Source organism: Parasphingorhabdus sp., assembly GCF_039982395.1.
Lineage (GTDB): Bacteria > Pseudomonadota > Alphaproteobacteria > Sphingomonadales > Sphingomonadaceae > Parasphingorhabdus.
Genome location: NZ_JBDWYO010000001.1, coordinates 216,092 through 239,817 on the forward strand (window position 1 = coordinate 216,092; position 23,726 = coordinate 239,817).

Annotated in this window: 23 protein-coding genes; 18 read left to right on the forward strand and 5 right to left on the reverse strand. The window is 56.0% G+C overall.

What is annotated here, in order from left to right; genetic code table 11:
• The first annotated feature begins 31 nt into the window (after window positions 1–31).
• The 11 genes from aroQ to ABJV08_RS01150 all read left to right on the forward strand — a co-directional run bounded on the left by aroQ (window position 32) and on the right by ABJV08_RS01150 (window position 12,204).
• Window positions 32–469, forward strand: a complete 438-nt coding sequence (gene aroQ, locus ABJV08_RS01100; RefSeq protein ID WP_348039220.1) for a type II 3-dehydroquinate dehydratase — start codon at window positions 32–34, stop codon at window positions 467–469.
• A 20-nt stretch (window positions 470–489) separates the two neighbouring features.
• Window positions 490–966, forward strand: coding sequence for an acetyl-CoA carboxylase biotin carboxyl carrier protein (gene accB / locus ABJV08_RS01105; RefSeq protein WP_348039219.1), 477 nt, complete (start codon window positions 490–492; stop codon window positions 964–966).
• Between the two features lie 10 nt (window positions 967–976).
• Entirely contained in the window at window positions 977–2,332 is a 1,356-nt protein-coding gene (accC, locus tag ABJV08_RS01110) for an acetyl-CoA carboxylase biotin carboxylase subunit (RefSeq protein WP_348039218.1), read from the forward strand.
• A 32-nt stretch (window positions 2,333–2,364) separates the two neighbouring features.
• Window positions 2,365–2,922, forward strand: coding sequence for a hypothetical protein (locus tag ABJV08_RS01115; protein ID WP_348039217.1), 558 nt, complete (start codon window positions 2,365–2,367; stop codon window positions 2,920–2,922).
• 130 nt (window positions 2,923–3,052) lie between these two features.
• Window positions 3,053–4,057 (forward strand): RcnB family protein, encoded by a 1,005-nt coding sequence (locus ABJV08_RS01120; protein WP_348039216.1) that lies wholly within the window; start codon window positions 3,053–3,055, stop codon window positions 4,055–4,057.
• 148 nt (window positions 4,058–4,205) lie between these two features.
• A complete protein-coding gene (locus ABJV08_RS01125) occupies window positions 4,206–5,462 on the forward strand; it encodes an amidohydrolase family protein (RefSeq protein WP_348039215.1) in 1,257 nt (418 codons plus the stop codon).
• Window positions 5,463–5,472: 10 nt separating this feature from the next.
• The gene (locus tag ABJV08_RS01130; RefSeq protein ID WP_348039214.1) at window positions 5,473–6,174 is read left to right on the forward strand and encodes a 2OG-Fe(II) oxygenase; all 702 of its coding nucleotides are present in this window, start codon (window positions 5,473–5,475) and stop codon (window positions 6,172–6,174) included.
• Window positions 6,175–6,299: 125 nt separating this feature from the next.
• On the forward strand, window positions 6,300–8,132 hold the full coding sequence (locus ABJV08_RS01135) for a DUF885 domain-containing protein (RefSeq protein ID WP_348039213.1): 1,833 nt from the start codon (window positions 6,300–6,302) through the stop codon (window positions 8,130–8,132).
• Between the two features lie 73 nt (window positions 8,133–8,205).
• Window positions 8,206–9,720 carry a DUF1570 domain-containing protein gene (locus ABJV08_RS01140; protein WP_348039212.1) on the forward strand — a complete coding sequence of 505 codons (1,515 nt, stop codon included), beginning with the start codon at window positions 8,206–8,208 and terminating at the stop codon, window positions 9,718–9,720.
• 159 nt (window positions 9,721–9,879) lie between these two features.
• Window positions 9,880–11,037, forward strand: coding sequence for an acetylornithine deacetylase (gene argE / locus ABJV08_RS01145; protein ID WP_348039211.1), 1,158 nt, complete (start codon window positions 9,880–9,882; stop codon window positions 11,035–11,037).
• 108 nt (window positions 11,038–11,145) lie between these two features.
• The gene (locus ABJV08_RS01150; RefSeq protein ID WP_348039210.1) at window positions 11,146–12,204 is read left to right on the forward strand and encodes a fatty acid desaturase family protein; all 1,059 of its coding nucleotides are present in this window, start codon (window positions 11,146–11,148) and stop codon (window positions 12,202–12,204) included.
• Here the strand turns inward: ABJV08_RS01150 and ABJV08_RS01155 are convergent.
• Complete coding sequence (locus tag ABJV08_RS01155; protein ID WP_348039209.1) at window positions 12,186–12,878, reverse strand: cupin domain-containing protein; 693 nt, start codon at window positions 12,876–12,878, stop codon at window positions 12,186–12,188. The two genes, ABJV08_RS01150 and ABJV08_RS01155, sit on opposite strands and share 19 nt — an antisense overlap.
• 87 nt (window positions 12,879–12,965) lie before the next feature.
• Here ABJV08_RS01155 and ABJV08_RS01160 point away from each other — a divergent pair, with 87 nt between their 5' ends.
• The gene (locus ABJV08_RS01160; protein WP_348039208.1) at window positions 12,966–13,892 is read left to right on the forward strand and encodes a YeeE/YedE thiosulfate transporter family protein; all 927 of its coding nucleotides are present in this window, start codon (window positions 12,966–12,968) and stop codon (window positions 13,890–13,892) included.
• A gap of 2 nt (window positions 13,893–13,894) precedes the next feature.
• Here ABJV08_RS01160 and ABJV08_RS01165 read toward each other — a convergent pair whose 3' ends face one another.
• Entirely contained in the window at window positions 13,895–14,374 is a 480-nt protein-coding gene (locus tag ABJV08_RS01165; protein WP_348039207.1) for an asparaginase domain-containing protein, read from the reverse strand.
• Window positions 14,375–14,376: 2 nt separating this feature from the next.
• Window positions 14,377–15,957: a lysine--tRNA ligase gene (locus ABJV08_RS01170; RefSeq protein WP_348039206.1), complete on the reverse strand. Its 1,581-nt coding sequence runs from the start codon at window positions 15,955–15,957 to the stop codon at window positions 14,377–14,379.
• A gap of 91 nt (window positions 15,958–16,048) precedes the next feature.
• Here ABJV08_RS01170 and ABJV08_RS01175 point away from each other — a divergent pair, with 91 nt between their 5' ends.
• The 3 genes from ABJV08_RS01175 to ABJV08_RS01185 are packed head-to-tail and all read left to right on the forward strand — an operon-like array spanning window position 16,049 to window position 19,921.
• The gene (locus tag ABJV08_RS01175; RefSeq protein WP_348039205.1) at window positions 16,049–16,630 is read left to right on the forward strand and encodes an NnrU family protein; all 582 of its coding nucleotides are present in this window, start codon (window positions 16,049–16,051) and stop codon (window positions 16,628–16,630) included.
• Window positions 16,631–16,643: 13 nt separating this feature from the next.
• On the forward strand, window positions 16,644–19,382 hold the full coding sequence (locus tag ABJV08_RS01180) for an ATP-dependent DNA helicase (protein ID WP_348039204.1): 2,739 nt from the start codon (window positions 16,644–16,646) through the stop codon (window positions 19,380–19,382).
• The gene (locus tag ABJV08_RS01185) at window positions 19,379–19,921 is read left to right on the forward strand and encodes a histidine phosphatase family protein (protein WP_348039203.1); all 543 of its coding nucleotides are present in this window, start codon (window positions 19,379–19,381) and stop codon (window positions 19,919–19,921) included. The genes ABJV08_RS01180 and ABJV08_RS01185 overlap by 4 nt, the downstream gene beginning before the upstream one ends.
• Before the next feature lie 26 nt (window positions 19,922–19,947).
• Here the strand turns inward: ABJV08_RS01185 and ABJV08_RS01190 are convergent, their stop codons facing one another.
• Window positions 19,948–20,334 carry a MerR family transcriptional regulator gene (locus tag ABJV08_RS01190; protein WP_348039202.1) on the reverse strand — a complete coding sequence of 129 codons (387 nt, stop codon included), beginning with the start codon at window positions 20,332–20,334 and terminating at the stop codon, window positions 19,948–19,950.
• Between the two features lie 28 nt (window positions 20,335–20,362).
• Entirely contained in the window at window positions 20,363–20,662 is a 300-nt protein-coding gene (locus ABJV08_RS01195) for an integration host factor subunit alpha (protein ID WP_348039201.1), read from the reverse strand.
• A gap of 123 nt (window positions 20,663–20,785) precedes the next feature.
• Between ABJV08_RS01195 and ABJV08_RS01200 the strand changes: the two genes are divergently transcribed.
• The 3 genes from ABJV08_RS01200 to ABJV08_RS01210 are packed head-to-tail and all read left to right on the forward strand — an operon-like array spanning window position 20,786 to window position 23,718.
• Window positions 20,786–21,583: a thioesterase family protein gene (locus ABJV08_RS01200; protein WP_348039200.1), complete on the forward strand. Its 798-nt coding sequence runs from the start codon at window positions 20,786–20,788 to the stop codon at window positions 21,581–21,583.
• A complete protein-coding gene (locus tag ABJV08_RS01205; protein WP_348039199.1) occupies window positions 21,583–22,884 on the forward strand; it encodes an NAD(P)-binding protein in 1,302 nt (433 codons plus the stop codon). The genes ABJV08_RS01200 and ABJV08_RS01205 overlap by 1 nt, the downstream gene beginning before the upstream one ends.
• A 3-nt stretch (window positions 22,885–22,887) precedes the next feature.
• Entirely contained in the window at window positions 22,888–23,718 is an 831-nt protein-coding gene (locus ABJV08_RS01210) for a hypothetical protein (protein ID WP_348039198.1), read from the forward strand.
• Window positions 23,719–23,726: the final 8 nt, after the last annotated feature.

A 23,726-nucleotide genomic window follows, 5' to 3' on the forward strand; every position in this document is an offset into this window, starting at 1 on the left:
CAACCAAAAGCCTTTGGGAAGGAACAATATCTTGGCGGCCAAGACCATCTTTGTATTGAACGGACCCAATCTCAACCTGCTCGGCATGCGCGAACCTGAAATCTATGGTTCAGAAACGCTCGACGAAATTGCAGGCCAGATTGAAGACCACGCACAGACACTCGGATTCGATGTCGAAATTCGTCAAAGCAACCACGAAGGCCATCTGATTGACTGGCTGCATGAAGCGGCGGCCGAGGGCGCCCATGCGGTGATTCTCAACGCTGCCGCGTTAACCCACACATCGCTCGCTCTGTTCGATGCGATCAAGGCAATCAGCACACCGGTTATCGAAGTGCATATTTCCAATCCGGCGGCGCGCGAAGCTTATCGCCACAAGAGTTTCATTGCCCCGGTTGCAAAAGGAACCATTTCCGGCTTTGGTGCTTTTGGATATCAATTGGCGCTGGACGCTGCGAGCAAATTTTAAATACAATATAGGGACACATTATGTCTGCAAAAAAAGAAACGGGCGACGGCATGAACGTGGACATCAAACTGGTCCGCGACCTTGCCGCTATTTTGGAAAAAGCGGGTCTAAGCGAAATTGAAGTCGAGGATGGTGACCGCAAGATCAAGGTCGCACGCGGCGGTGGTACATTTGTTTCCGCACCTGTCTCCGTGGCCCCGACGGCCGCACCCGCTCCTGCAGCCCCGGCGGCCGAAGCAGTTGCTGCTCCCGTGGATGATCACGCCGGCGCTCAAAAATCTCCAATGGTCGGCACCGCCTATCTTGCGGCCGAACCGGGCGCAGCCAATTTCATCAGCGTCGGCGACAAAGTTGCCGTCGGCGATACATTGATCATTGTGGAAGCGATGAAGGTGATGAACCCGATCACCGCCGAAACCGCAGGTACGGTCAAATCCATCCTGGTCGAAAATGGCCAACCGATAGAATTCGACCAACCTCTGGTCGTGATCGGTTGAGGCGCGCACCGTGACCATTGAAAAAATCCTGATTGCGAACCGCGGCGAAATCGCGCTGCGTATTCTTCGTGCGGCCAAAGAGCTTGGCATCGAAACCGTGGCTGTGCACAGCACCGCCGACGCGGACGCCATGCATGTGCGGCTTGCCGACCAAGCCATTTGTATCGGGCCCCCACCCGCTGCGGATAGCTATTTGTCGATCCCGGCGATCATCTCTGCGGCTGAAATCAGCGGTGCGGATGCGATTCATCCCGGCTATGGCTTTCTCTCCGAGAACGCCAATTTTGCCGAAGTCGTGGAAGCCCACGGCATCAAATGGATCGGCCCAAAGCCGGAGCATATCAAGATCATGGGCGACAAGGTTGCCGCCAAGAAAACCGCGGGCGATCTCGGCATTCCCTTGGTTCCCGGTTCCGATGGTGCGGTCAGCGAGATAGAAGAAGCCAAACAGGTGGCGGCAGACGTCGGCTACCCGGTGATCATCAAGGCCGCTTCCGGAGGCGGTGGACGCGGCATGAAGGTCGTGAACAGCGAGACCGAACTCGAAACCCAGATGAAACAGGCCGGCACCGAAGCCAAAGCGGCCTTCGGCGACGCCACCGTCTATATCGAAAAATATCTCGGCGATCCGCGCCATATCGAATTTCAGGTTTTCGGCGATGGCCGTGGCAATGCCATCCATCTGGGCGAGCGCGATTGTTCGCTGCAGCGCCGCCATCAGAAAGTCCTCGAAGAAGCGCCTTCACCGGTGATCAGCTCGGAACAGCGCGAAGCCATGGGCAAAGTCTGCGTCGATGCGATGAAAGGCATGGGCTATCGCGGCGCCGGTACCATCGAATTTCTTTACGAAAATGATGAATTTTACTTCATCGAAATGAACACCCGTTTGCAGGTTGAACATCCGGTGACCGAAATGATCACCGGCGTCGATCTCGTCCGCGAACAGATCCGCATCGCCGATGGACGCGATCTGTCGGTCAAACAGGAAGACCTGGTGTTCAGCGGTCATGCCATTGAATGCCGGATCAATGCGGAAAATCCGAAAACATGGGCGCCATCCCCCGGCAAGGTCACCAGCTATCACGCACCCGGCGGCATGCACGTGCGGGTCGATAGCGGCCTTTACGCCGGCTATTCCATCCCGCCTTATTATGACAGCATGATTGCCAAGCTGATCGTTTATGGCCGGACCCGTGACGGCTGCATGATGCGCCTCGCACGAGCGCTCGACGAAATTGTCATTGAAGGCGTCCAGACCACCATACCACTCCACCAGAAGCTGGTGCACGACAAAGAGTTCCAGTCCGGTGCATATACGATCAAATGGCTGGAAGAGTGGCTGGAGAAGGATAATCTGAAGGATTAGACAAGCGATGCACAGGCGCGGGGGAGTTTTCGATGGACTATGAACGAGCGACCCTTCCCGAAATGCGGCAAGAATTGCTGGCTGGCGAATATAAGGGAATGCCTATCGCCGGTTTGCTATATTGGGCCGTCTGGGCCGTCATATTGTTGCTTTTTCCGGAACCCCAAAATATTGTCTATCTCGCCTGGACTTGCGGCCTGATATTCCCGCTCGGCGTGCTGGTGACAAAATTGCGCGGCGGCGACATGTTCAAAGACGCAAAAGACAGTCCGCTGACCAGCGCGTTCATGATGGCCTTGATCACATGCCTTTTGTTTTTTCCGCTCGTCATGGTCGCAGCAACCTTTGACCCCTTGCTGTTCATCGTTGGTCTTTCTCTGATTTCTGGCAATATCTGGATAATGTGGGGCTGGACTGCAGGCACGAATCTCGGCCTATATCATTCACTGGGTCGCGCGGTTGGCAGCTATGCCGCCTATTTCTTTGTCCCGCAGCCCTATACCGCCAGCGCCATTTGCGCAGTGGTCGTCGCGGCCTATCTATACTCGTTTTGGCGGATGCGTTCCCTGCCGCAGCCATCGGCGTCTTAACGCCTGACCGTTCATATAAGTACAACCTTTCCTGAATATAACAATTCAGTTCAGGAGTCCGACAGGGTTAACACTCTATCAACAGTTGCATAGATGCGGCAAACGGAGTCGCCAGCAACAGGAGCAAGCCATGCGTATATTTTTCTTAACCGGCCTGATGGCGGCCACGGTGTTGACGCCCGCAGCCGCATTAGCGGTTGAAATCGCGCCCGACCTCGACAGTGTCGCCAGTCCGGCGTCCGCCGATCTGACGGGCCCGATCGATATCGCCAGCCTTATCGATCTGGAAGCCACGGCAGAGCAGCAGCGTGATCGCCGCAGCGAGCGCCGTGCCAATCGCGGAAATCGCCAAGCCAATCGTAGCAGCAACCGGGGGCAGGCCCGGGCGCGGAACAACAATAACCGCGGACAGGCCCGCATTGACCGGCAAACCCGCACCAACGGGGACCGCGCCGAAACTCGCCAAAACCGCCGAGTTGAACGTCGAGCCGACCGCAATGTCAACCGTGACAGGGCACCGCGCGCCGCGCGACAGACCGCGCGCGCCAACCAGAATGTGCGACAAAATCGGCAAGCGACTCGGCAGCAACGCAATGCCAACCGTAACGTGACCCAGAACCGTCAAACCGCCCAAAGACGGGCTGACCGGCGGGTTGATCGCAATAGAAACGCTCGCGTCGACCGGCGGATAGACCGGCGGGTAGACCGCAACCGCAATGCGCGGGTCGACAGACGCTATAATCGCAACAACAATGCCCGGGCTGACCGGCGCTATCGGGATAACCGGCGCTATAGCAACAACCGGAATTACAACCGCAACAATCGCAGCTGGAACCGCAGCTGGCGCAATGATCGACGCTACAATTGGCGGAACTACCGCAACGCGAACCGCAGCTATTACCGCCTAGGCCGCTATTATTCGCCTTACCGGTCGCACAACTACCGTCGCTGGAACATCGGGGTTTTCCTGGGCTCGTCCTTCTACGGATCACGCTACTGGATCAACGACCCTTGGCGCTATCGTCTGCCAGCCGCCTATCGCGGCACCCGCTGGGTCCGCTATTATGACGATGTCCTGCTGGTCGACACCTATACTGGCGAAGTCATCGACGTGATCTACGACTTCTTCTGGTAAGACAGAAACCGAGTTTTCGTGAGGGGCCCGCCGTCAGCAATGACGGCGGGTCTTTTCTGTTGCAACATCGGTCCGCACCTAGCACAAGTATGGCCATCAATTCTGGAGAATGAAGATGGTCCGGTTCGTCGCAATAATATGTTCCCTGATGATAGCCAACGCAGCCCTAGCGCAAGATCGTCAGCTGATTTTGGTCGGCAATCTGATACCGGATGCGGCAACCGGACCCGTCGGCCCGGCCACATTGGTGGTGATCGACGGCAAGATCGTCGAAGTCACGACCCAGAGAGAAATAGACAAAGCGGGCGTTGCGGATGCGATGGAGGCGGATGCCGTCATCAACCTGCGCGATAAGACAGTCATGCCTGGCCTGATTGATCTGCACGTTCATCTGACCGGCGATCCGGGCGGAGACTTTTGGAAAGAAGCCACAGAACCTGCCGAATGGGGCGTCGTTGTCGGCGCGAAAAATGCGCTGCTCACCGCCAAGGCCGGCTTTACCACAGTGCGCGAGGCCGGCTCTTCGCAATATAGCGCATTCTCTCTGCGCCGCGGCACCGCAGATGGCATCATCCCCGGCCCGCGGATCATCGCGGCTGGTCCTGCCCTGGCCATTGTTGGCGGGCATGGCGATGTGTCCGGCTTTACCGAGGATATCAACAAAGTCCTGACCAGCGGCTATAGCTGCACCGGTGCAGTGCAATGCGCCGAAAAAGTGCGCAAGGCCAGCCGCGCCGGCTCGGACGTTATCAAAATTACCGCAACCGGAGGCGTCCTGTCCCAACAAGGGCGCGGGCTGGAAGCGCAATTCACCAATGAAGAGATGCGGTCGATCGCCGACACCGCTCATTCGCTTGGCCTCAAGGTCATGGCCCATGCCCATGGTGCGCGCGGCATCGAAGCGGCATCCCGCGCCGGCATCGACACGATCGAACATGGCACATTCGCGGACGAAGCGGCGCTAAAGGTGATGAAAACCAATGGCACCGCAATGGTGCCAACATTGATGGCCTTTCAGGGTGTGAGCGAAGGGCTCGGCAAGGGCATTTACACCCCGGTTGTCGAAGAGAAAATCCGGATGACGCTGGGCAATGTCGGCAAGGCTGTCACATCGGCGAAACGCTTGGGCGTACCGATTGTCTTTGGCACCGATGCCGGCGTCTTTGACCATGGCCGCAACGCTGAGGAATTCCAGTTGATGGTCAACGCCGGACTGACCCCGCGAGAGGCCATCACCAGCGCCACCACAGCAGCCGCCAAAGCGCTCGATATGGACATGGAAATCGGCCGCATCGCGGTGGGATATTCCGCTGATCTGATCGCCTTTGATGGCAACCCGCTCGATGATGTAACCGTCCTCGAAAAAGTCGATTGGGTAATGGTCCGCGGCCGCGTTATCGATTAGGCTCCCGGGCATGGCAAAGGTCTTTTCAAAAAAGCAGATCGAACGTTATGCTAGTCCCCGGCGGATCGCCGATCTAGGCCGGCAGGTGACCGAGACCCTGAATGCCCACCCCCGGGTTCAGTGGCTGGAAAGCCCGCATGTGCAGCTCTTCGTCCACCAGAATTTCCTGAGCGCTGCTGATTGCGACCTGTTGATCGACATGATCGATACCGACAGCCAGCCCTCGACTCTCTATAAGGGCACCGAACGCGAAGGCTATCGCACCAGTCATAGCTGTAATGTCGATCCCGCCAATCCCGATATCCGCCGGATCGACCAATCGCTCTGCGACCTATTGGGCCTGCCGCAAACACACAGCGAAATCCTGCAAGGCCAACGCTATCAGGTCGGACAGCAGTTCAAGGACCATCACGACTATTTTCACGAGAGCGAAAAATATTGGCAGATGGAAGGCCCCAATGGCGGCCAGCGCACTTGGACCGCCATGGCCTATCTCAACGAACCGGAAAAGGGTGGTGCGACCGCTTTCCCACAGCTGCAATATGAGGTCGAACCGCGCCGCGGCATGCTGTTGATCTGGAACAATATGAGCCTCGACGGGACGCCCAATATCGACACGCTGCACGCGGGAACGCCAGTAGACGAGGGCACCAAATATATCATCACCAAATGGTTCCGGCTCAACCAGTGGCAAAAAGCCTGGGTCCCGTAAAAGCCTATTCTCCGATCAACTGTCGGCCAGCTTCGACAAACGACATTTTAGACCCGGCGAAGTCGTTGCGGGTGATACTTTACCGTGTTAGCTGAACATAACAGTTTTTCAGACAGGGACAGAATATGATCAAGACACCGCTCGCTCTCCTCATCGGCACCAGCCTGCTCGCCATCGGCAGCGTCGCCTCCGCCCAGCCGCTTGCCGCAACCAGCGCCGCGGCCATGGAACATCACGCAGAAGCCGAGATGACGGAAGGCGAAAAGCTGAAAGCGCTTTTTGCCAAGAGCGACGAAGACAATCTGAAGCGCAATCCCATCGGCGCCCTGTTCCGCGGCGACGAGCGCTATGCCGATCAGCTTGGCGACTATATTTCGGATGAATATTTTGCCGCGGAAAAGGCTGCAGAAGAGGCCGAACTGGCGGCTCTGTTGAAATTGGACCGCAGCAAATTAAACGCGACCGACAAGATCGCCTATGACGTTTTCCAGCGCAACAAACAGCAAGCACTAATTGGCTATTCCAAAGAAATCATGGACCTGAGTGTTGTCCGTCCGGTCAATCATTTCAGCGGCTTCCACACATTCTATCCCAATTTCGCATCGGGCAAAGGTGGCGCGCCGTTCAAGACGGTGAAAAATTATGAAGATAATCTCAAACGCCACAAACAGTTCATTGTCATCGGCGACCGCTCTATCGGACGTTTCCGTCAAGGCATGGACAGCGGTGTGGTCGAAACCAAATTGACGATCACCAATGTTATCGAACAGCTCGCGACGCAAATTGGCCTGGGTCTCGAGAACAGCCCGTTCATGGCGCCAACGAAAAACTTTCCGGAAGATTTCAGCGACGAAGACAAAGCGCGTCTGACCAAGCAATATACCGCTGCGACGACGGATATTTTTGCTGGCTATCAGCGCATGCATGATTTTCTGAAGGACGAATATCTCGAAGTGGCCCGCGAAGGGGTTGGCCTGTCCTATATGAAGGGCGGCGACGTGATGTATCAAAATCTGATCAACAACACGACGACCTTGCCGCTAAAAGCCGACTATATTCACGAGCTCGGCGTTAGCGAAGTCACCCGGATCAAAACCGAGATGGAAGAGATCAAGACCGAGGTCGGCTTCGACGGCACCCTGTCAGAATTTTTTGAATTTTTGCGGACCGATGCACAATTCCACCCAAAGTCTCGCGAAAGCCTGACGCAGCGCTATTATGACATGGGCAAGCTAGTCGACGCGAAAATCGGCGAACAGTTCAAGGTGCTGCCAAAATCACCGCTGGAAATTCGCCCCTATGATGAATCGATCGAAAAATTCCAGGCGGGTGGTTCTTATCAAGGCGGAACACCAGACGGTTCGCGTCCGGGTGTCTTCTATTTCAACGCCTATGACCTGCCGTCACGCAACACCTCTGGCATCACCACCTTGTACCTGCACGAAGGCGCACCGGGACACCATTTCCAGATTTCGCTGGCCCAGGAAAACGAAGCGCTACCGGCATTCATGCGCTTTGGCGGCAACACTGCCTATGTTGAAGGCTGGGCGCTCTATTCGGAAAAACTCGGTTTCCCGATGGGCCTCTACAACGACCCATATCAGCGTTTCGGCCATCTTGATGACGAGATGCTCCGGGCGATGCGTTTGGTGGTCGACACAGGCCTGCACAGCAAAGGCTGGACCCGCGAAAAAGCGATCCAATATATGCTCGACAACAGCAGCATGGGCAAAACCGATGCAACCGCCGAAGTCGAACGCTATATCGCTATCCCGTCACAGGCCCTGGCCTATAAGATCGGCGCATTGACCATCCAGCGACTGAAGTCAGAAGCGGTAGAAGCGCTGGGGGACAAGTTCGATCCGCGCGAATTTCACGACCAGGTCCTAAACACCGGCGCCTTGCCGATGACCGTATTGGAAACAAAAATCCGCGACTGGATTGCTTCGCAAGGATAGGCAAATTTACTGAACTAATCATTGCCACTATAGATGGATTGAATATAATATTATTCATCTATAGGGGCTCTTGATGCGGTTTTTTTTGATTTTTTTCTTTGCATTTCTGAATTTTTCATCACCCGCACATGCGGCCTGGCATAAAGCCAGCGGCGAACATTTCGTTATTTACGCAAATCAGAGCGACAAAACGATCCAGCTATTTGCGGAACGGCTGGAAGTCTATCACGCAGCCATGGCGCTCCTGATCGGGCGGGCACCTGAATCCCCAAGCCCGTCAAACCGGGTAAATGTCTTCGTTGTCCGAAGCCAAGCAGGGGTGCGCAAGCTTGCTGATCTAAAGACCAAATATACAGCCGGTATTTATCTTCCCAATGCCGGAAATATTGTCACGATAGTCCCCCGCTTAAGGACTGGCGGTAGCAAATTTTCTCTCACGCCCGAAACGGTTCTGCGGCATGAATATGCGCACCATTTTCTATTCAATATCAGCAACCGCGCTTATCCGCTCTGGTTTCAGGAGGGGTTCGCAGAATTTTTTGCATCCGGTCGTTTTGAACGAGATGGCACAATCGTACTGGGAGGGGCAGCAAACCATCGCGCTTATGAACTGGCCGCCTCTCGCAAAGTTCCCATTGAATTGTTGCTGGATACTGCCGCTTATCGGAAAAACAAATCCGGTGGCTATGATCAATTCTATGGTCGGAGCTGGCTGCTCTATCACTATCTCACTTTCGATGAAGCGAGACGAGGGCAGATGACGGAATATCTCAAATTGCTAGGAAAAGGAACAACCGAGCCGGATGCCGCGCGAGAAGCATTTGGTGATCTTGATCAGCTTGACAAGGATATGGATCAATATGCCAAAAAAAAGCGCATTTCCGTTTTCTCTATCCCACCAAGCAAATTGAAAACCACCCCGGTGTCCACCCGCCGACTGTCCGCCGCAGAGGCAGCGATCGTACCGGTGATGATGGAATCCCGCACCGGCGTTGATGAAGAAGAAGCCAAAAAGGTGGTCGCAGATGCTCGGGGAGTCGCAATAAAATATCCAGACAATCCCGCCGTTTTGGAAGCACTGGCGGAAGCCGAGTTTGATGCGGGCTTTGATGAGCAAGCGATTGCTGCGGCAGACAAGGCACTGGCACTCGATCCGACACGGGTGCGGGCGCAAATTCAGAAAATCTATGCTCATGCGCGCAAGGCCGAAACTGCAGACGATGAAACCGCCGCTTGGAAACAAGTCCGAAGACAAGTTGTTGCAGCCAATAGGATCGAGAATGATCACCCCATCCCCTTGATCCAATATTATCTCAGCTATCGGTCCAGCCAAAACCGTCCACCCCAAATTGCCGTCGATGGATTGCAACGCGCGTTAGAGCTGGCGCCCTTTGATCAGAGCCTCAGAATGATTCTTTCCGCTCAATATATGGAAGACAAGCAATATGTTGCGGCAGCCGAAACTTTACGACCAGCAGCCTATAATCCCCATGGCGGATCGCTGGCCGCTGCGGCAGGAAAAATGCTAGACTTGGCAATGCAGGCGATAGAGAAACAACCCGTCACCGACGCAATCCCGGCAGATTGATAGCCAAGAAAATGCTGTCCTACAGGAGCGTTCCCGATTAGGTTCGCTGGCTATGATCTTTGCTATGATTCACATTCAAAAAGCGCCAATTTCCAATCTTTTGGGATCAGTCCGCTTTCTTTCTTTTAACACTGTAAACTTTGTAACGTTCGCTTCCCTATGACCTCTGACATTCTTGCCTCCGCTCGCGACATCCTGTCGACGCTCATCGCCTTCGACACCACCTCGCGGAACAGCAATCTCGATCTGATCGCGTGGGTCGAGGATTATCTGGGCAAACATGGCGTAGCCTCCACACGCGTCGTCAATGCAGATGCCTCCAAGGCCAATCTCTATGCCACGGTTGGCCCCAATATCGAAGGCGGGATCATTCTCTCTGGTCATAGCGACGTGGTTCCGATTGACGGACAGAAATGGGATAGCGATCCCTGGACCGTCACCGAACGCAGCGGCCTGCTGCATGGCCGCGGGACATGCGATATGAAGGGATTTATCGCGCTGGCTCTGGCCGCCGTGCCCCAGTTCAAGAAGGGCACGAAACCGGTGCATCTCGCGTTTAGCTATGACGAAGAAATCGGTTGTCTCGGCGCGCCGGCGATGATCGAGGAGATGGCCGCCAAGCTCCCCAGACCAGCGCTCGCGATTATCGGCGAACCGACTATGATGAAACCGGTGACCGGGCATAAGGGCATTGCTGTTCATGAGGTCGAAGTGCTCGGCCACGAAGCGCATAGCAGCCTGACACATCTCGGCATTTCCGCCAATATGGTCGCGGTCGAGCTAATGCACGATCTGGCTGAACTGGCGCGCGATCTTTGGGAAAATGCAGACCCAGCCTCGCCTTTCATTCCGCCCCATGCGACACTGACCATCGGCAAGATGGAAGGCGGCACCGCGCCCAACATCCTCGCCCGCCGCGCTCTATTCGTCTTTGACCTGCGCTGTCCGCCCGGCACTGATCCGGATAATATTCTCGCGCCGTTCAAGACGAAATGCGCCGCCCTGGACGCCGAAATGAAGCGCGCCTTTCCGGAAACCGGTGTGCGGGTGACACAACAGAGCAATGCGCCGCCGATGACCCATGCCGGATCAGAAGAAGCCGAGGCCTTCATTCGCAAGCTGACCGGCGACAATAGCCCTGCCGGAGTGGTGTCTTATGCCGCCGAGGCCGGACAATTCCAGCAAGCCGGCTTTGCAACCGTGATCTGCGGCCCAGGGTCGATAGAACAAGCGCATCAGCCGAATGAATATGTCTCCGTCGAGCAATTTGCGCGCGGTGCCGACTTCATGGCCCGCCTGGTCGAGGAATTGGCCTGATAAGTGAGAAAATGCATCTTCGCGGGGAAACGCTATGCCGTTACGGCATTGCGATGATTTGGAAAAACGGCAAAATTCCGCTATATTCAGCATGAGAGAAGGATTTTCATGCCCGCTGTAAAAGCTGCCAAGCCCTGTGACTTGTTCGCCAATGACGAATGGGCTGCGCTGACCCACGTGTCCCGCTGGCGAGGCTTGTGGCTGTCGCTGCACGCATGGCTGATGGTTGCGCTACTGACGGGCGGAACGACACTCTTGTGGCAATGGCACTGGATTGCGGGCGTCATTGTGGCACCGCTGGCCCTTTTGCTGGTCGGTGGACGGCAGCTTGGCCTCTCCATCCTGATGCACGAAGCCGCCCATGGCCTGCTCCACCCCAAGCGCAAGATCAACAATTTCGCTGGCCAATGGCTGACCGGCGCTGCGACCGGCAGCGATCTGCACAGCTATCGTGCCTATCATCTGACCCATCATCGCTTTACCCAGCAACCCGAGGATCCCGACCTTGGTCTGTCCGCGCCCTTTCCAACAACCAAAGCAAGCATCAAGCGCAAGTTCATCCGCGACCTCACCGGCCAGACATTTTTCAAACAGCGGAGCAGTCAATTTGCCAAAGCATGGTTAGGACTCAAGGCGCTCATAAGCGGCGAACGCGATGCACCCGGGACGAAACGGGATACCAGCGCCGGTCGGCCGCTCAACAATTCCTCGCGCGCTGGCATCGGAGCGGAGAGCTCTTCGATCGATGGGTCAATCATCACAGCCAAGACGGTTGGGCGCTTTCTGTTGATCCAGCTTATGGTGTTGGCGATTAGCCTGGCCACGCTTGGCATCATGCCCTTCCTGATCTGGATAGTCGCGCTGGCCACCACCTTTCAACTGACCCTGCGCATCCGCAATATCGCCGAACATGCCTGCACGACAACCGGCGGCGATGATCCGTTCAGCCATGCGCGGACAACCTATGCGCGCTGGTGGGAGAGCGCGGCGCTAGCGCCTTATTGGGTGAATTATCACAGCGAACATCATCTGTTCATGGGTGTGCCCTGCTATCAATTGGCTGAAGCGAACCGCCTGCTGGTAGCGAAAGGCCATGGCGCCCGGATGACGTTGGCCAAAAGCTATAGCGAAGTAATGCGGACGGTCACTCAGTCGGCGGCGGTCTGAGCATATTTGCCGAGTGTCTTGGCCGTCAAATGCCCGGTTTTAACCCATGCGAGACAGCCGTCTTTGCTATGCGGTTTATGGCTCCAGCCGTCCGGTGTCCGCTCCCAACTCCCCTTGGGATAATGGCCATATTCGTCGGTCAGGCTGCCTTCGAGAATAAAGGTCTCGCTGCCGCCAGCGTGTACATGTTCCGGATAGCTGCTGCCCGGCGCCCAGCGGACAATCTTCACATATTCGCCATTGAAGCGGTGCAGCCAGGCAAATTCAACACCCGGCGCGCCGCCGTCTTCAAATATCAGATCATCGATATGAACCGAGAAATGGGAGGTGTCGGCCGGATCAAACTGTTGCAGCTTCACAAGGATGACACATCCATCCTTGCTATGCGGCTTATGCTTGGTGCCAATCGGATTGCGCACATAGGTGCCCGCCGGATAGTCGCCATGCTCGTCGGAAAATATACCTTCGACAACCAGAAATTCTTCTCCGCCGCTATGAACATGCGGATCGAAAAAACTACCGGGCGCATAGCGGACCAGCGACGTCGCCCGCGCCACTTCCTCACCGATCCGGTCGAGCATCTTGCGTTCGACACCTGGCAGAGGGGAAGGCGCCCATTGCATAGCTTCTGGCAGCAAGATCACGGGTTGATCAAAGTCGGCGTTGATTCTCATGGTCGAAACCTATGGTGCAGACCCACTGAATACAATAGCGGTTCATAGCCAACATTGTGATATCTGATCAATCGGCTAAGCAAGACTATGCCTTCTTTCTACGTCATCCCGCTAGCCTTCATCCTTGGCTTTGCCCTGTCCCGGGTCGCAACCTGTACGGTGGCAGCGACCGGCCGCTGGGTCGATGAAGGCAAGATGGACTGGCTCTTCGGTCTGTTGGTGGTTGCCAGCTGGGCCGCCATCATATTGTTCCTGCTGGTCGAATGGACGGGCCGCGCCCATCTGCCGCTCGATATCGCCTTGAACGGCCAGCTGTTTTTCGGGGCGGTGCTGATGGGGCTTGGCGCAATGGTAAACCGGGGCTGTTTCATTGGCACGGTCGGTTATATCGGCACCGGCAAATTCAGCTATATCCTGAGCTTTGTCGGATTGGGCTTTGCCTTGTGGCTGGCCCGGGGGGATGTACTGAATCTCTTCGGCCCCGTCGAGTTCCTGCCGCGTACAACCATCGCACAGAGCCCGGTCAAACAGGCAACGCTGGGTCTATTTGCGCTCGTCGCACTGATCAGTCTTTGGCTGGCCTTGGTCCGTCGCAACCACACCTATCTCGCGCTGATCGCCATTGGGGTCTGCGCCTCGATCATATACGGCACGCGCCCCGAATGGGCCTATACCGCCCTGCTCAACAGCTTTCTGCAAGGCCAGGGCCTGTCGGTCAGCAAGACTATAGAATTTGCGGTGATAGCCCTGTTCATCGGCGCAATTGTTTCCAGCTGGCTCAAGGACCGGTTCAAGCCCGAATGGGGCGGCTGGAAATTCGCGCTCGCCAACCTGGCTGGCGGGTTCCTGATGGGTATCGGCGCCAGCGCCGTTCCGGGGGGCAATGACGTCCTGCTGATGTGGACGATCCCGGGTCTGACCTTTTACGGTGTTGTGGCTTATCTGACGATGATCATCGCGATTGCCTTGTCGATGAAGACGGGGCCTTGGCTAATGACCATGATCGGAAAATAACCCTATTTGCTGACGAAGCGATGCGCCGCGCGGTCTTTCTTGGTGGTGGCCGGATCAAAGACCTCGCCATTCATCGCGATATAAATGCCATGGGGCAAAGTCTGGGTTGCGGCGAGGGCAAAGCCAACATTGAACTGAGCATCACTAACCCGCAAAGATGCCGGCTGCATCGACCCGGTCAGCACGATCGTCTTGCCGGTGACGTCTGACAGCACGCACGCCGTATCCACCATGGTATCGGTGCCATGGGTTACGAGAATCTTGTCCGCGTCGCTTGCCACGACCGCATCATGGATGGCCGCCCGATCTGCATCGGTCAGTTCCAGGCTGTCCTTGCGCATCAACTGGGTCACCCGGTGAGTAACAAAGACGTTATTCTCCTGCAGCATGTCGGGCAGCGCCGTCGCCCCAATCTGATATTCCGACAATGCGTCGAAATAAACCTTGTCGATCGTCCCACCGGTGGTGAAAATATCGATCATAGCTAGCCCAAAGCCTCCGCAATCAACGTGCGGGTATTGGACACACCGTAGAGGGCAATGAAACTACCCATACGCGGCCCCTGAGAAGAGCCGAGCAAGGTCTCGTATAGAGCCTTGAACCAGTCGCGCAGATTTTCAAAACCGCCCTCTTTGCCGATTGTATAGACGATCGTCTGGATATCTTCGGCTGCAGGCTCTTCGGGCAGCGCTGCCAGTTCGCTGTCGAGCCTCTGCAAGGCCGCGACTTCAATGCCTTCAGGCTTGCGGCGCTCAAGGGTCGGGGCGATGAAATCCTTATGATAGGCCATGGCATTGCCGATCAACTCATCCAGATCTGGGTAACGATCCGGCGTCGCGTCCGGCGCATATTGGCGCAAATAGCTCCAAATCTGTTCCTTGTCGGCCTCGCCCATCACACCGACCAGATTCAACAGCAAACCGAAGGTAACCGGAATCGTGTCCGTCGGCACATCACCATTGTGGACATGGTGCACTGCATTGCCGAGCCGCTTGTCCGGGGCCTGGTCATGCCAGTTGGTGCGGAACTGAAAATATTCGTCCACTGCCTTGGGGATCACGCCCATATGCAATTGCTTGGCTGATTTCGGTTCCCGGAAAATATAGAAAGCGAGGCTGGTTTCCGAACCATAGCGCAGCCAGTCGTCGAGACTGAGGCCATTGCCTTTGGATTTGGAAATCTTCTCGCCTTTTTCATCAAGGAACATTTCGTAAATCAAGCCTTCGGGCTTGCGCGCACCCAGCACTTTGGCGATCTTGCCCGACTGCACGCCGCTGTCGGTCAGGTCCTTGCCATACATTTCATAGTCGACGCCCAGCGCGGTCCAGCGCATCGCCCAGTCGACTTTCCATTGCAACTTCACGCCGCCGCTAAAAGCATTATGCTCGATCATTTCACCATCATCCATGAAACGGATGGTGCCAGCTTCTGCATCGACGATCTCTACAGGCACTTGCAGCACATGACCGGTTTTCGGGCTGATCGGCAGCACAGGCGAGTAAGTCGCTTGCCGTTCCTTGCCCAAAGTCGGCAGCATGATATCCAATATCTGCTGATTGCGCGCGAGCACCAGCTTTAGCGTCTCGTCAAACGCGCCGCTCTGATATTGCTCGGTCGAGGACATGAATTCATAGTCAAAGCCATATTGATCGAGAAAATCGCGCAGCATCGCATTGTTATGCGCGGCGAAACTCTCGAATTTCTCAAACGGGTCTGGCACTTGCGTCAGCGGCTTGTGCAGATGTTCGGCCAGCATATCCTGATTGGGGACATTGGTCGGAACCTTGCGAAATCCGTCCATATCATCGCTGAACGCGATCAACCTGGTCGGATTGCCGGTCAGCGTTTCATAAGCATGGCGCACCATGGTGGTCCGCAAGACTTCGTTGAATGTCCCGATATGCGGTAGGCCCGAAGGACCATAGCCGGTTTCGAACAGCATGGGTTCGCCACCCGGCTTCGGCGCAGGGACACCCCGTTCACCGCGAAAGCGTTTGAGCAGCTTGCGGGCTTCTTCAAACGGCCAAGCTTTGGAATTCTCTGCTGCTTCACGATAGTCGGTCACAAACTTTGTCCTGTTTTTCTGTCTATACTGCGCAAATAGTGGCCTTAGCCTGTATAGCAAGTTAGAACAGGCGAAATTCAGGAGAATGGTGATGACATTATTGATCGCGGGCGTGCTGCTATGGAGCATTGTTCACCTCATGAAATCTGTGACGCCGGGGCTGCGCGGATCAATTCAAAGCGCGATAGGTGAGGGCCCGCACAGGGGATTAGTCGCCATGTTGATCCTGACCTCTGTCGGATTGATGATCTTTGGCTGGCGCTCGGTTCCTGCGGAATTTGTCTATGATCCGCCCAACGCGGGTCGCCACATGAACATGCTGCTGATGTTTGTCGCCCTCTACCTCATTGCGATTGCACAGGGTAAATCCAAGATGAAACAGTGGGTCAGACATCCGATGCTGACCGGCGTGCTGGTCTGGTGCGCGGGCCATTTGCTTGCCAACGGGGATAATAAATCGCTCATCTTGTTCGGCGGACTTGGCCTTTGGGCGTTGATCTCGATCATCACCATATCCCGCAACGAAGGCGCCTGGGTAAAACCAACCGAAGTGGCAAAACCCAGCCGGGAGGTGATCAGCATATTAATCGTGGCGGTTCTCTATACTGTCCTGTTCGGAGCGCATCGATTCATTGCCGGAGTAGCCCTCGTCGGACCGAACGCGCCCGGATAGAGCCACAACAGAATTGACAAAAGCCCTGCTCCCCTATCCCGCGCTGCACGCCAGCCACAGCGGTATTTGGATTTGCTCGACCGATGGCGAAACCCGCGCGATTGGCAAGGGCGAGGCCATTGGCCGTGTCGCAGAAACACCGCATATCCTGCTCAATGCACCGCTTTTGGGGCAGAGGCTGGGCTATCCCGATCTGTCTGGCCTTGATTTGCTGGAGCTGTTCGCCTTCATCCACCCGGCACAGTTCATCGTCCCCACCCCTGCCGGTCTCGCCAAGACACTCGGCCTAACACCGCCCGATCAAGAGGCTGATATTGCGGGCCTCTATCGACAAGCGGCCAGCCAATTGCTGGAAGGATTGGAAGCACCTTTCTGGAAAGAACGGGAGGGCGCATGGAGCAGCGCGCAAGCGCTCTATCGGCTGCGCTGGCCCTGGGCCCAGGAAGTCGGACGAAAATTGGAAAAACCAACCCAGGCCGAACGCTGGCTGTTTTCCAAACTGGAAGAATGGGAAGAGGAGCCACCCCGTCCCGCCCCTATATCTATCAAATTGAACCGGGAAGAAACGCTTTCGACCCTCGATACGCTAACCGGCAAGGGGTCCGAGGAGCGGCAAGGGCAGAAAAACTATGCCACCGCGGTGTCCCAGATATTCAATCCGCGCAAGATCAAGGGCGCACCCAATATGTTGCTGGCAGAAGCCGGCACCGGGATTGGCAAGACCCTCGGCTATCTGGCGCCCGCATCCTTATGGTCACACCAAGCCGGCGGGGCTGTCTGGATTTCCACTTTTACCAAAGCCCTGCAACGCCAACTGGATCGGGAAACGCGACGAATCTATCCGGACGAAGAGACGTTTCGCAAGAAAGTCGTCGTGCGAAAGGGCCGAGAAAATTATCTCTGCCTGCTCAATCTGGAAGACGCGCTGCAAGGCGGTTTTGCCGGACGAGCGGCGATTCTAGCGCATCTGGTGGCACGCTGGGCGGCCTATAGCAAAGACGGCGATATGGTCGGCGGTGACCTGCCCGGATGGCTCACCACCCTATTCCGCCGCAATGGCGCGACCGCGCTGACCGACCGGCGCGGGGAATGCGTCTATGCCGGCTGCCCGCATTACCGCAAATGCTTCATCGAGAAAGCATCGCGGGCCAGCCAGCAAGCCGATATCGTCATCGCCAATCACGCGCTGGTGATGGTCAACGCCGCCCGCGGACGCGAACAGCAGAACCCGCCGACCAGATTGATTTTTGACGAAGGCCATCATCTGTTTGATGCCGCCGATTCCATGTTTGCCGCGCGACTATCAGGGCAAGAAACAATAGAGATACGGCGCTGGGTGATCGGACCGGAAACAAAGAACCGGGGCCGCCGTCGAGGATTGGCCGCGCGCCTCGCCGATGTCGCTTCCTATGATGAGGAAGGCGGCCGCGCGATTGAAAGCGCGCGTCATGCGGCAGAGGCACTGCCTAGGGATGGCTGGCTGCAACGCATGGGAGAAGGCGAACCGTCCGGCCCGATTGAGGCGCTGCTCCACGAGGTCCGCGCGATGGTCTTCGCCCGCGATGAAAGCCAGAGCGCCGATGCCGGCTATGGGCTGGAAACCGAACTGACCGATGTCGAAGGCCCTATGATTGATGCCGTCGCAACCGCTGCGCAAGCGATGGATGCGCTGCTCAAACCCCTGGTCCGGCTGGGTCAAAGGATCGAACATCTGATTGAAGAAGGCCCGGACTGGATGGATGCGCAGGCCCGCGCACGAATGGAAGGCGCGCTGTCTAGTCTTGGATGGCGTTGCGATACCATAACAGGGTGGCTCTCGCTGCTATCGCGGATCGGTGGTCCCGCAGATCCAGACTTCGTCGACTGGTTGATGATCGACCGATTTGAAGGCCGGGAATATGATATCGGGATTTGCCGCCATTGGCTGGACCCCACCATTCCCGTCACCGAAGTTGTCACCAAACCGGCCCATGGCGTGATGATCACGTCGGCCACGCTCAAAGGCGGTGGCGGATGGGATACCGCCCGGGCCCGGAGCGGTGCCGTGCATCTTGAACATGCGGCTCAGGAGTTCGAAGTCGCAAGCCCGTTTGATTATCCCAATCAAGCGAAGGTCATCATCGTCACCGATGTAAAGCGTGGCGATATGGCGGGGCTTGCCGGAGCTTACGGGCAATTGATTGAAGCCTCGGGCGGTGGCACTCTAGGCCTGTTTACCGCTATCCGCCGGTTGCGCACGGTCTATGCTCGCATTGCCGACCGCATGGCGCAAAGTGGCTTGCCAATTTACGCCCAGCATGTTGATCCGATCGACACTGGCACGTTGGTCGATATTTTCCGGGATGATCCCAAGGCCAGTCTGCTGGGCACAGATGCCCTGCGAGACGGTGTCGACGTCCCCGGTCAGAGCCTGCGGCTGGTGGTCATGGAATCCGTCCCCTGGCCGCGCCCCGACATATTGCACCGCGCTAGAAAGCTAGCGGGTGGCGGGACCACTTATGATGATCGGATCATCCGAGCCCGACTGGCGCAGGCTTTTGGCCGGATCATTCGCCGCGCCGATGATCATGGCCATTTTGTCATTCTTTCATCCGCCTTCCCTTCCCGTCTGTTGTCCGCCTTTCCCGAAGGCACGCCAGTAGAGCGTATGCCGCTGGAACAGGCCTTGGCAGAAATCCGGACGTCCAAAACCGATTTGACGCAATCTGGACTTCCAACTGAAACAAGTTTCATGCATGATAATCAGCAATGAAAAAACTCACTCTCTTGCGCCATGCCAAATCCAGCTGGGACGATCCCGTCGATCGCGATTTTGACCGGCCGTTGAATGAAAAAGGAAAGCGGGCGGCTGCGGTCATGGGCCGCTTCATCCAGAGTCATGGATTGACCTTTGATCAAATCCTAGCCTCTCCTGCCGTCCGGGTTATCGAGACGCTCGAGAATGTCGAGGAAGCCAGCGGCCTCTCGATGGAACCGACCTGGGATCGCAAGATTTATCTCGCCTCTTCAGCCACGCTTCTCGATGTGTTGCGCGGGACCAATCCGGACGCTGACCATATTTTAATGGTTGGCCACAACCCCGGGCTGGAAGATCTGATCTTTGATCTCGTGCCCGATGATGGCACCTCTCCGGCCCGTGACAAGGTGGAAACCAAATATCCCACAGCGGCGCTAGCGGAAATAACGCTCACCACTGATAGTTGGGCTGAAATCACCGAAAAATGTGGCAACTTGGATCGCTTCACCCGGCCAAGAGACCTGGATCCCGAACTCGGTCCCAATTACGACTAGATTTGATTTTCGAAAGTGTAAAAAGCCTAAGCGTCGCTAAGCGCTTCTGAAAGCTGGTTACGGATCGATTTCAGTTCCGCTAGAATCAGACTATTATCCTCACGGCCATCTGAGGCCAAAGGCATGGCGGGAGCAGCAGTTTGCGGCGCATTTTCGACCATCTCTGGTGCTTTGCGTCGCGATGCCAGAAATTTTCGAGCACCTTTGATTGTATAACCTTCCTCGTTGATCAAGCGGTTGATCGTTTTGACCATTTCGACGTCTTCGGGGCGATAATGCCGCCGCGCACCCGCGCGTTTCAGCGGGGTCAACATCGCAAATTGATCTTCCCAATAGCGCAAAATATGAGGCTTGATGCTAAGCTCTTTCGACAGCTCTCCGATCGTTCGAAAAGCCCCTTGTTCCTTGGTCATACTCTACTCCACCAGTTCGCTGCGCCGCTTAGCCTGCAGCGATAATCCTGTCACGCATCGTCTGACTGGCGCGGAAGGTCAGAACACGGCGTGGTGCAATCGGTACTTCAACGCCGGTCTTGGGATTGCGGCCCGTACGTTCGCCCTTGTCACGCAATACGAAGGTTCCAAATCCTGAAATTTTAACATTTTCGCCATCGACCAAGGCTCCGATCATGTGATCCAGGATCGATTCCACCATCACGGCGCTATCGGCGCGCGAAAGGCCTACCTGTCGATTCATAGTATCGGCCAGATCGGCGCGGGTTAGGGTGTTGGTATAGCTCATCACAACATCTTCCACTAAGAGATTGAAAATTCACAAAAGCTATAAATCAAATACAGGCTTTTGTAAATGTTATCGGCAAACTTACCAGTGGATTTCAGCCAATTAGACCGATAAGCGGGGCCTATGACAGAAAAACAATTGCAACCCATCGCCCTTGCTACATTGCTTGACCAGTGCGGTCCCGGTGGCCCTGACCATCCAGTCCTTCTGCCTCAAAGTTGGACGCAAGGCCGCACGGCCTTTGGCGGCCTGTCCGGAGCGCTTGCCTATCAGGCAGCTAGCCATATTGAAGAGAATCTTCCGCCGCTCCGGTCCGCACAAGTCGCTTTCACCGGCCCCTTGTTCGGTACATTGACAGCGGAAACTGCGATGCTGCGCCGCGGCAAAAGCACGGCTTTTGTTCAGTCGGAGATTTTTGGGGACAAAGGCCTCGGACTCCATTGTAATTTCATCTTTGCCGCAGCTCGCACCACCGAAGTCAAAACATCCGATATCATTGCACCAGACTTCCCTGACTTACCCAACGGCATGGACCTGCACAGCGGTCCACCGCAGTTCTTCACATCCAACATGGAATATGTCGGCAAACGGATCGACACCAGCGTGAAGACCAACCGACTGACCCGCTGGATGCGACTGAAACAGCGCGATGGCCTGGACCCGATGGCAGAGATTCTCTGCATGTGTGACAGCTTGCCTCCTTCCGTCATGGGCTTACTCGACAAAAATGCGATGGTCAGCTCGATGAACTGGCAGATCAATATCATCGCCGAAGAACTGACAACCGAAGAGGGCTGGTGGCTCATCGATTCCCACACCCATCATGCCGACCATGGCGCCAGCAGCCAATATATGAGCATCTGGAACAGCCGCCGCGAATTGATCGCGACCGCGATGCAGAGCGTGGCTTATTACGCCTGATGGAACCAGGCCCCATCCAGCAGAACAAACCGACGCTAGCCGTCATCGGCACTGGAATCGCTGGTCTGTCTGCGGCCTATTTGTTGAAAGACAAATATCGGGTTACGGTTTTTGAAAGCCAGGCCCGTGCCGGAATGGGCGCCTATAGCGTCGACTATGTGAGCAATGGCATCACCAGCCGAATAGATATCCCGCTGCGGATATTCTGCCACGGCTATTATGACGACCTCCTCGCGCTCTACAAACATCTTGGAGTCGAGATTTTGAGCAGCGATCATGCCGGAATATTCTTTGATGAAACAGAACGGATCCTCCTGCACTATGGCAATAGTCAATGGGGCACGCCCCATCCGAAGGGCCGCAGCTGGCTGAGTCCGAAAACCTGGACCATCGGCCTTCAGAGCGTGAAATTCTTTGCTCGCGCCAAACGGGATGTTTTGCGGAAGGATCTGGCGGATATCTGCTTTGGAGAATATCTGGAGCAATCCGGCGCCGGTCAGGCCTTTGTCGATACAGTCCTCTTGCCCCTAATGTCGGTGACTTGCACTTGTGACTATCAAGCGGTTCGCAATTATCCGGCCGACATCATGCTGGGATATCTCACCTGCGGCGTCAACGATATGGGAATCATGAGCGCCGCTAAAGGGGTTGATGATATTGTACCGCGCATGCTGGTAGACGTGGAACTGAAAACAAACAGCCCAGTGGCCGTCATTGAGCCCGCCGGCCAGCAGCTAAGGGTGGCGACAAAGACTGGCGAGGATCAAGCTTTTGATCAGGTTGTGATCGCCGCTCAGGCGCAGCAGGCCGCTGCGATGCTATCCGGATTTGTTGATCGGAAAGCCTTGCTCAACCGCATCCCGTTTGAGTCATCCAGCATGAGTGTCCACACCGATCAGGATATCTTGCCAACATCGGGGAATGACGTTTCCCCGGTCAGCTATCATGTCCCGCATGGCAGCAGCCGGGCGGAAGTTTCGGTCGACCTGACCAAGGCGATTCCGCGGCTCTCGGACCAGGAAACGGTGTTCCAGACCTGGAATCCGATGCGCAGGATCGCACCCAATCGCGAACTGGCGCGGGTTGATTTCACCCGGCCAACGGTGACGCGCGACAGCCGCAAGGCGGTGGCCGCGTTGCGCGATCAGCAAAATCAGGCGGATAATAAGCTATGGCTCTGTGGTTCCTATATGGCGGAGAAAATCCCCCTGCTGGAGGCTGCAGTAGACTCTTCGGTTGCCGTCGCAGAACATTTGGGCGCATCCATTCCTTGGAAAGCCAGCAAACCCTCTGAGGTCTGACTGATGTCGGAATTTCACGATCTGGCAGAACTGATGCTCAACCGCGAAGGCCAGTCCTGGGGCAATTTGGGTTATTGGCAATCTGCCACAGACTATTCCGAAGCGGGCCGCGCACTGGCCATACTGCTCGGTGAAGCGGCCGAACTGGACTCGCAATCCGTGGTTTTTGATGCAGGTTTTGGCTGCGGCGACCAACTGCTTCTATGGCTCACCCATTTCCACGTGGCAGAAGTTCTTGGCGCAAACCTATCCCGGAGCCAGACTGCTTACGCACAAAATAGTTTGACAGAATCTGGGCATCCCAAAGCGGCCTCTGCCATCGTTCAAGGGGATATCAACGACCCGGATGTCTGGAGCGCCGCTCTAGGTGAAAATCAGCCCAGCCATATATTGGCGCTGGACTGTGCCTATCATTTCCCGAGCCGTTTGGCGTTTTTCACACTGGCGGATCAACATCTTGAATCCGCAGGCAGGCTCGCAATGACTGACTTCATCCTGTCGGATCATCATGACCGCAACAGCTTCACCCATCGCATATTGCGCTGGATGCTGAAAAAATCACATATTGCCGAGACCAATATCGTGCGGAAGGACATATATCTGCATCAGCTCGGAGATGCAGGTTTCAAACAAGCCCGCCTCGTGGATATCAGCGAACATGTCATGCCCGGCTTTGCCCGATATTTGCGGGAAACGCATGGCGCTTCCAACAATGGCAAGAGGCTGGACTGGTCCGGCCGGGTCAAATACGTAGTGACCGGCCGTTTTCTCTCCTGGGCCTATCGTCGGTCCATTTTGCGCTATTGCGTTATCACCGCCACAAAAGCCGGTTGATCATCGCT

Coding starts and splice junctions, on each gene's coding strand:
- ABJV08_RS01185 (WP_348039203.1), top strand. CDS start 19,379: ATGAAAAAACTCACTCTCTTGCGCCATGCCAAATCCAGCTGGGACGAT.
- argE (WP_348039211.1), top strand. CDS start 9,880: ATGACCTCTGACATTCTTGCCTCCGCTCGCGACATCCTGTCGACGCTC.
- ABJV08_RS01115 (WP_348039217.1), top strand. CDS start 2,365: ATGGACTATGAACGAGCGACCCTTCCCGAAATGCGGCAAGAATTGCTG.
- ABJV08_RS01125 (WP_348039215.1), top strand. CDS start 4,206: ATGATAGCCAACGCAGCCCTAGCGCAAGATCGTCAGCTGATTTTGGTC.
- ABJV08_RS01200 (WP_348039200.1), top strand. CDS start 20,786: ATGACAGAAAAACAATTGCAACCCATCGCCCTTGCTACATTGCTTGAC.
- ABJV08_RS01205 (WP_348039199.1), top strand. CDS start 21,583: ATGGAACCAGGCCCCATCCAGCAGAACAAACCGACGCTAGCCGTCATC.
- ABJV08_RS01155 (WP_348039209.1), bottom strand. CDS start 12,878: ATGAGAATCAACGCCGACTTTGATCAACCCGTGATCTTGCTGCCAGAA.
- ABJV08_RS01190 (WP_348039202.1), bottom strand. CDS start 20,334: ATGACCAAGGAACAAGGGGCTTTTCGAACGATCGGAGAGCTGTCGAAA.
- ABJV08_RS01150 (WP_348039210.1), top strand. CDS start 11,146: ATGCCCGCTGTAAAAGCTGCCAAGCCCTGTGACTTGTTCGCCAATGAC.
- ABJV08_RS01165 (WP_348039207.1), bottom strand. CDS start 14,374: ATGATCGATATTTTCACCACCGGTGGGACGATCGACAAGGTTTATTTC.
- ABJV08_RS01120 (WP_348039216.1), top strand. CDS start 3,053: ATGCGTATATTTTTCTTAACCGGCCTGATGGCGGCCACGGTGTTGACG.
- ABJV08_RS01175 (WP_348039205.1), top strand. CDS start 16,049: ATGACATTATTGATCGCGGGCGTGCTGCTATGGAGCATTGTTCACCTC.
- ABJV08_RS01210 (WP_348039198.1), top strand. CDS start 22,888: ATGTCGGAATTTCACGATCTGGCAGAACTGATGCTCAACCGCGAAGGC.
- ABJV08_RS01135 (WP_348039213.1), top strand. CDS start 6,300: ATGATCAAGACACCGCTCGCTCTCCTCATCGGCACCAGCCTGCTCGCC.
- ABJV08_RS01160 (WP_348039208.1), top strand. CDS start 12,966: ATGCCTTCTTTCTACGTCATCCCGCTAGCCTTCATCCTTGGCTTTGCC.
- ABJV08_RS01140 (WP_348039212.1), top strand. CDS start 8,206: ATGCGGTTTTTTTTGATTTTTTTCTTTGCATTTCTGAATTTTTCATCA.
- ABJV08_RS01195 (WP_348039201.1), bottom strand. CDS start 20,662: ATGAGCTATACCAACACCCTAACCCGCGCCGATCTGGCCGATACTATG.
- accB (WP_348039219.1), top strand. CDS start 490: ATGTCTGCAAAAAAAGAAACGGGCGACGGCATGAACGTGGACATCAAA.
- ABJV08_RS01130 (WP_348039214.1), top strand. CDS start 5,473: ATGGCAAAGGTCTTTTCAAAAAAGCAGATCGAACGTTATGCTAGTCCC.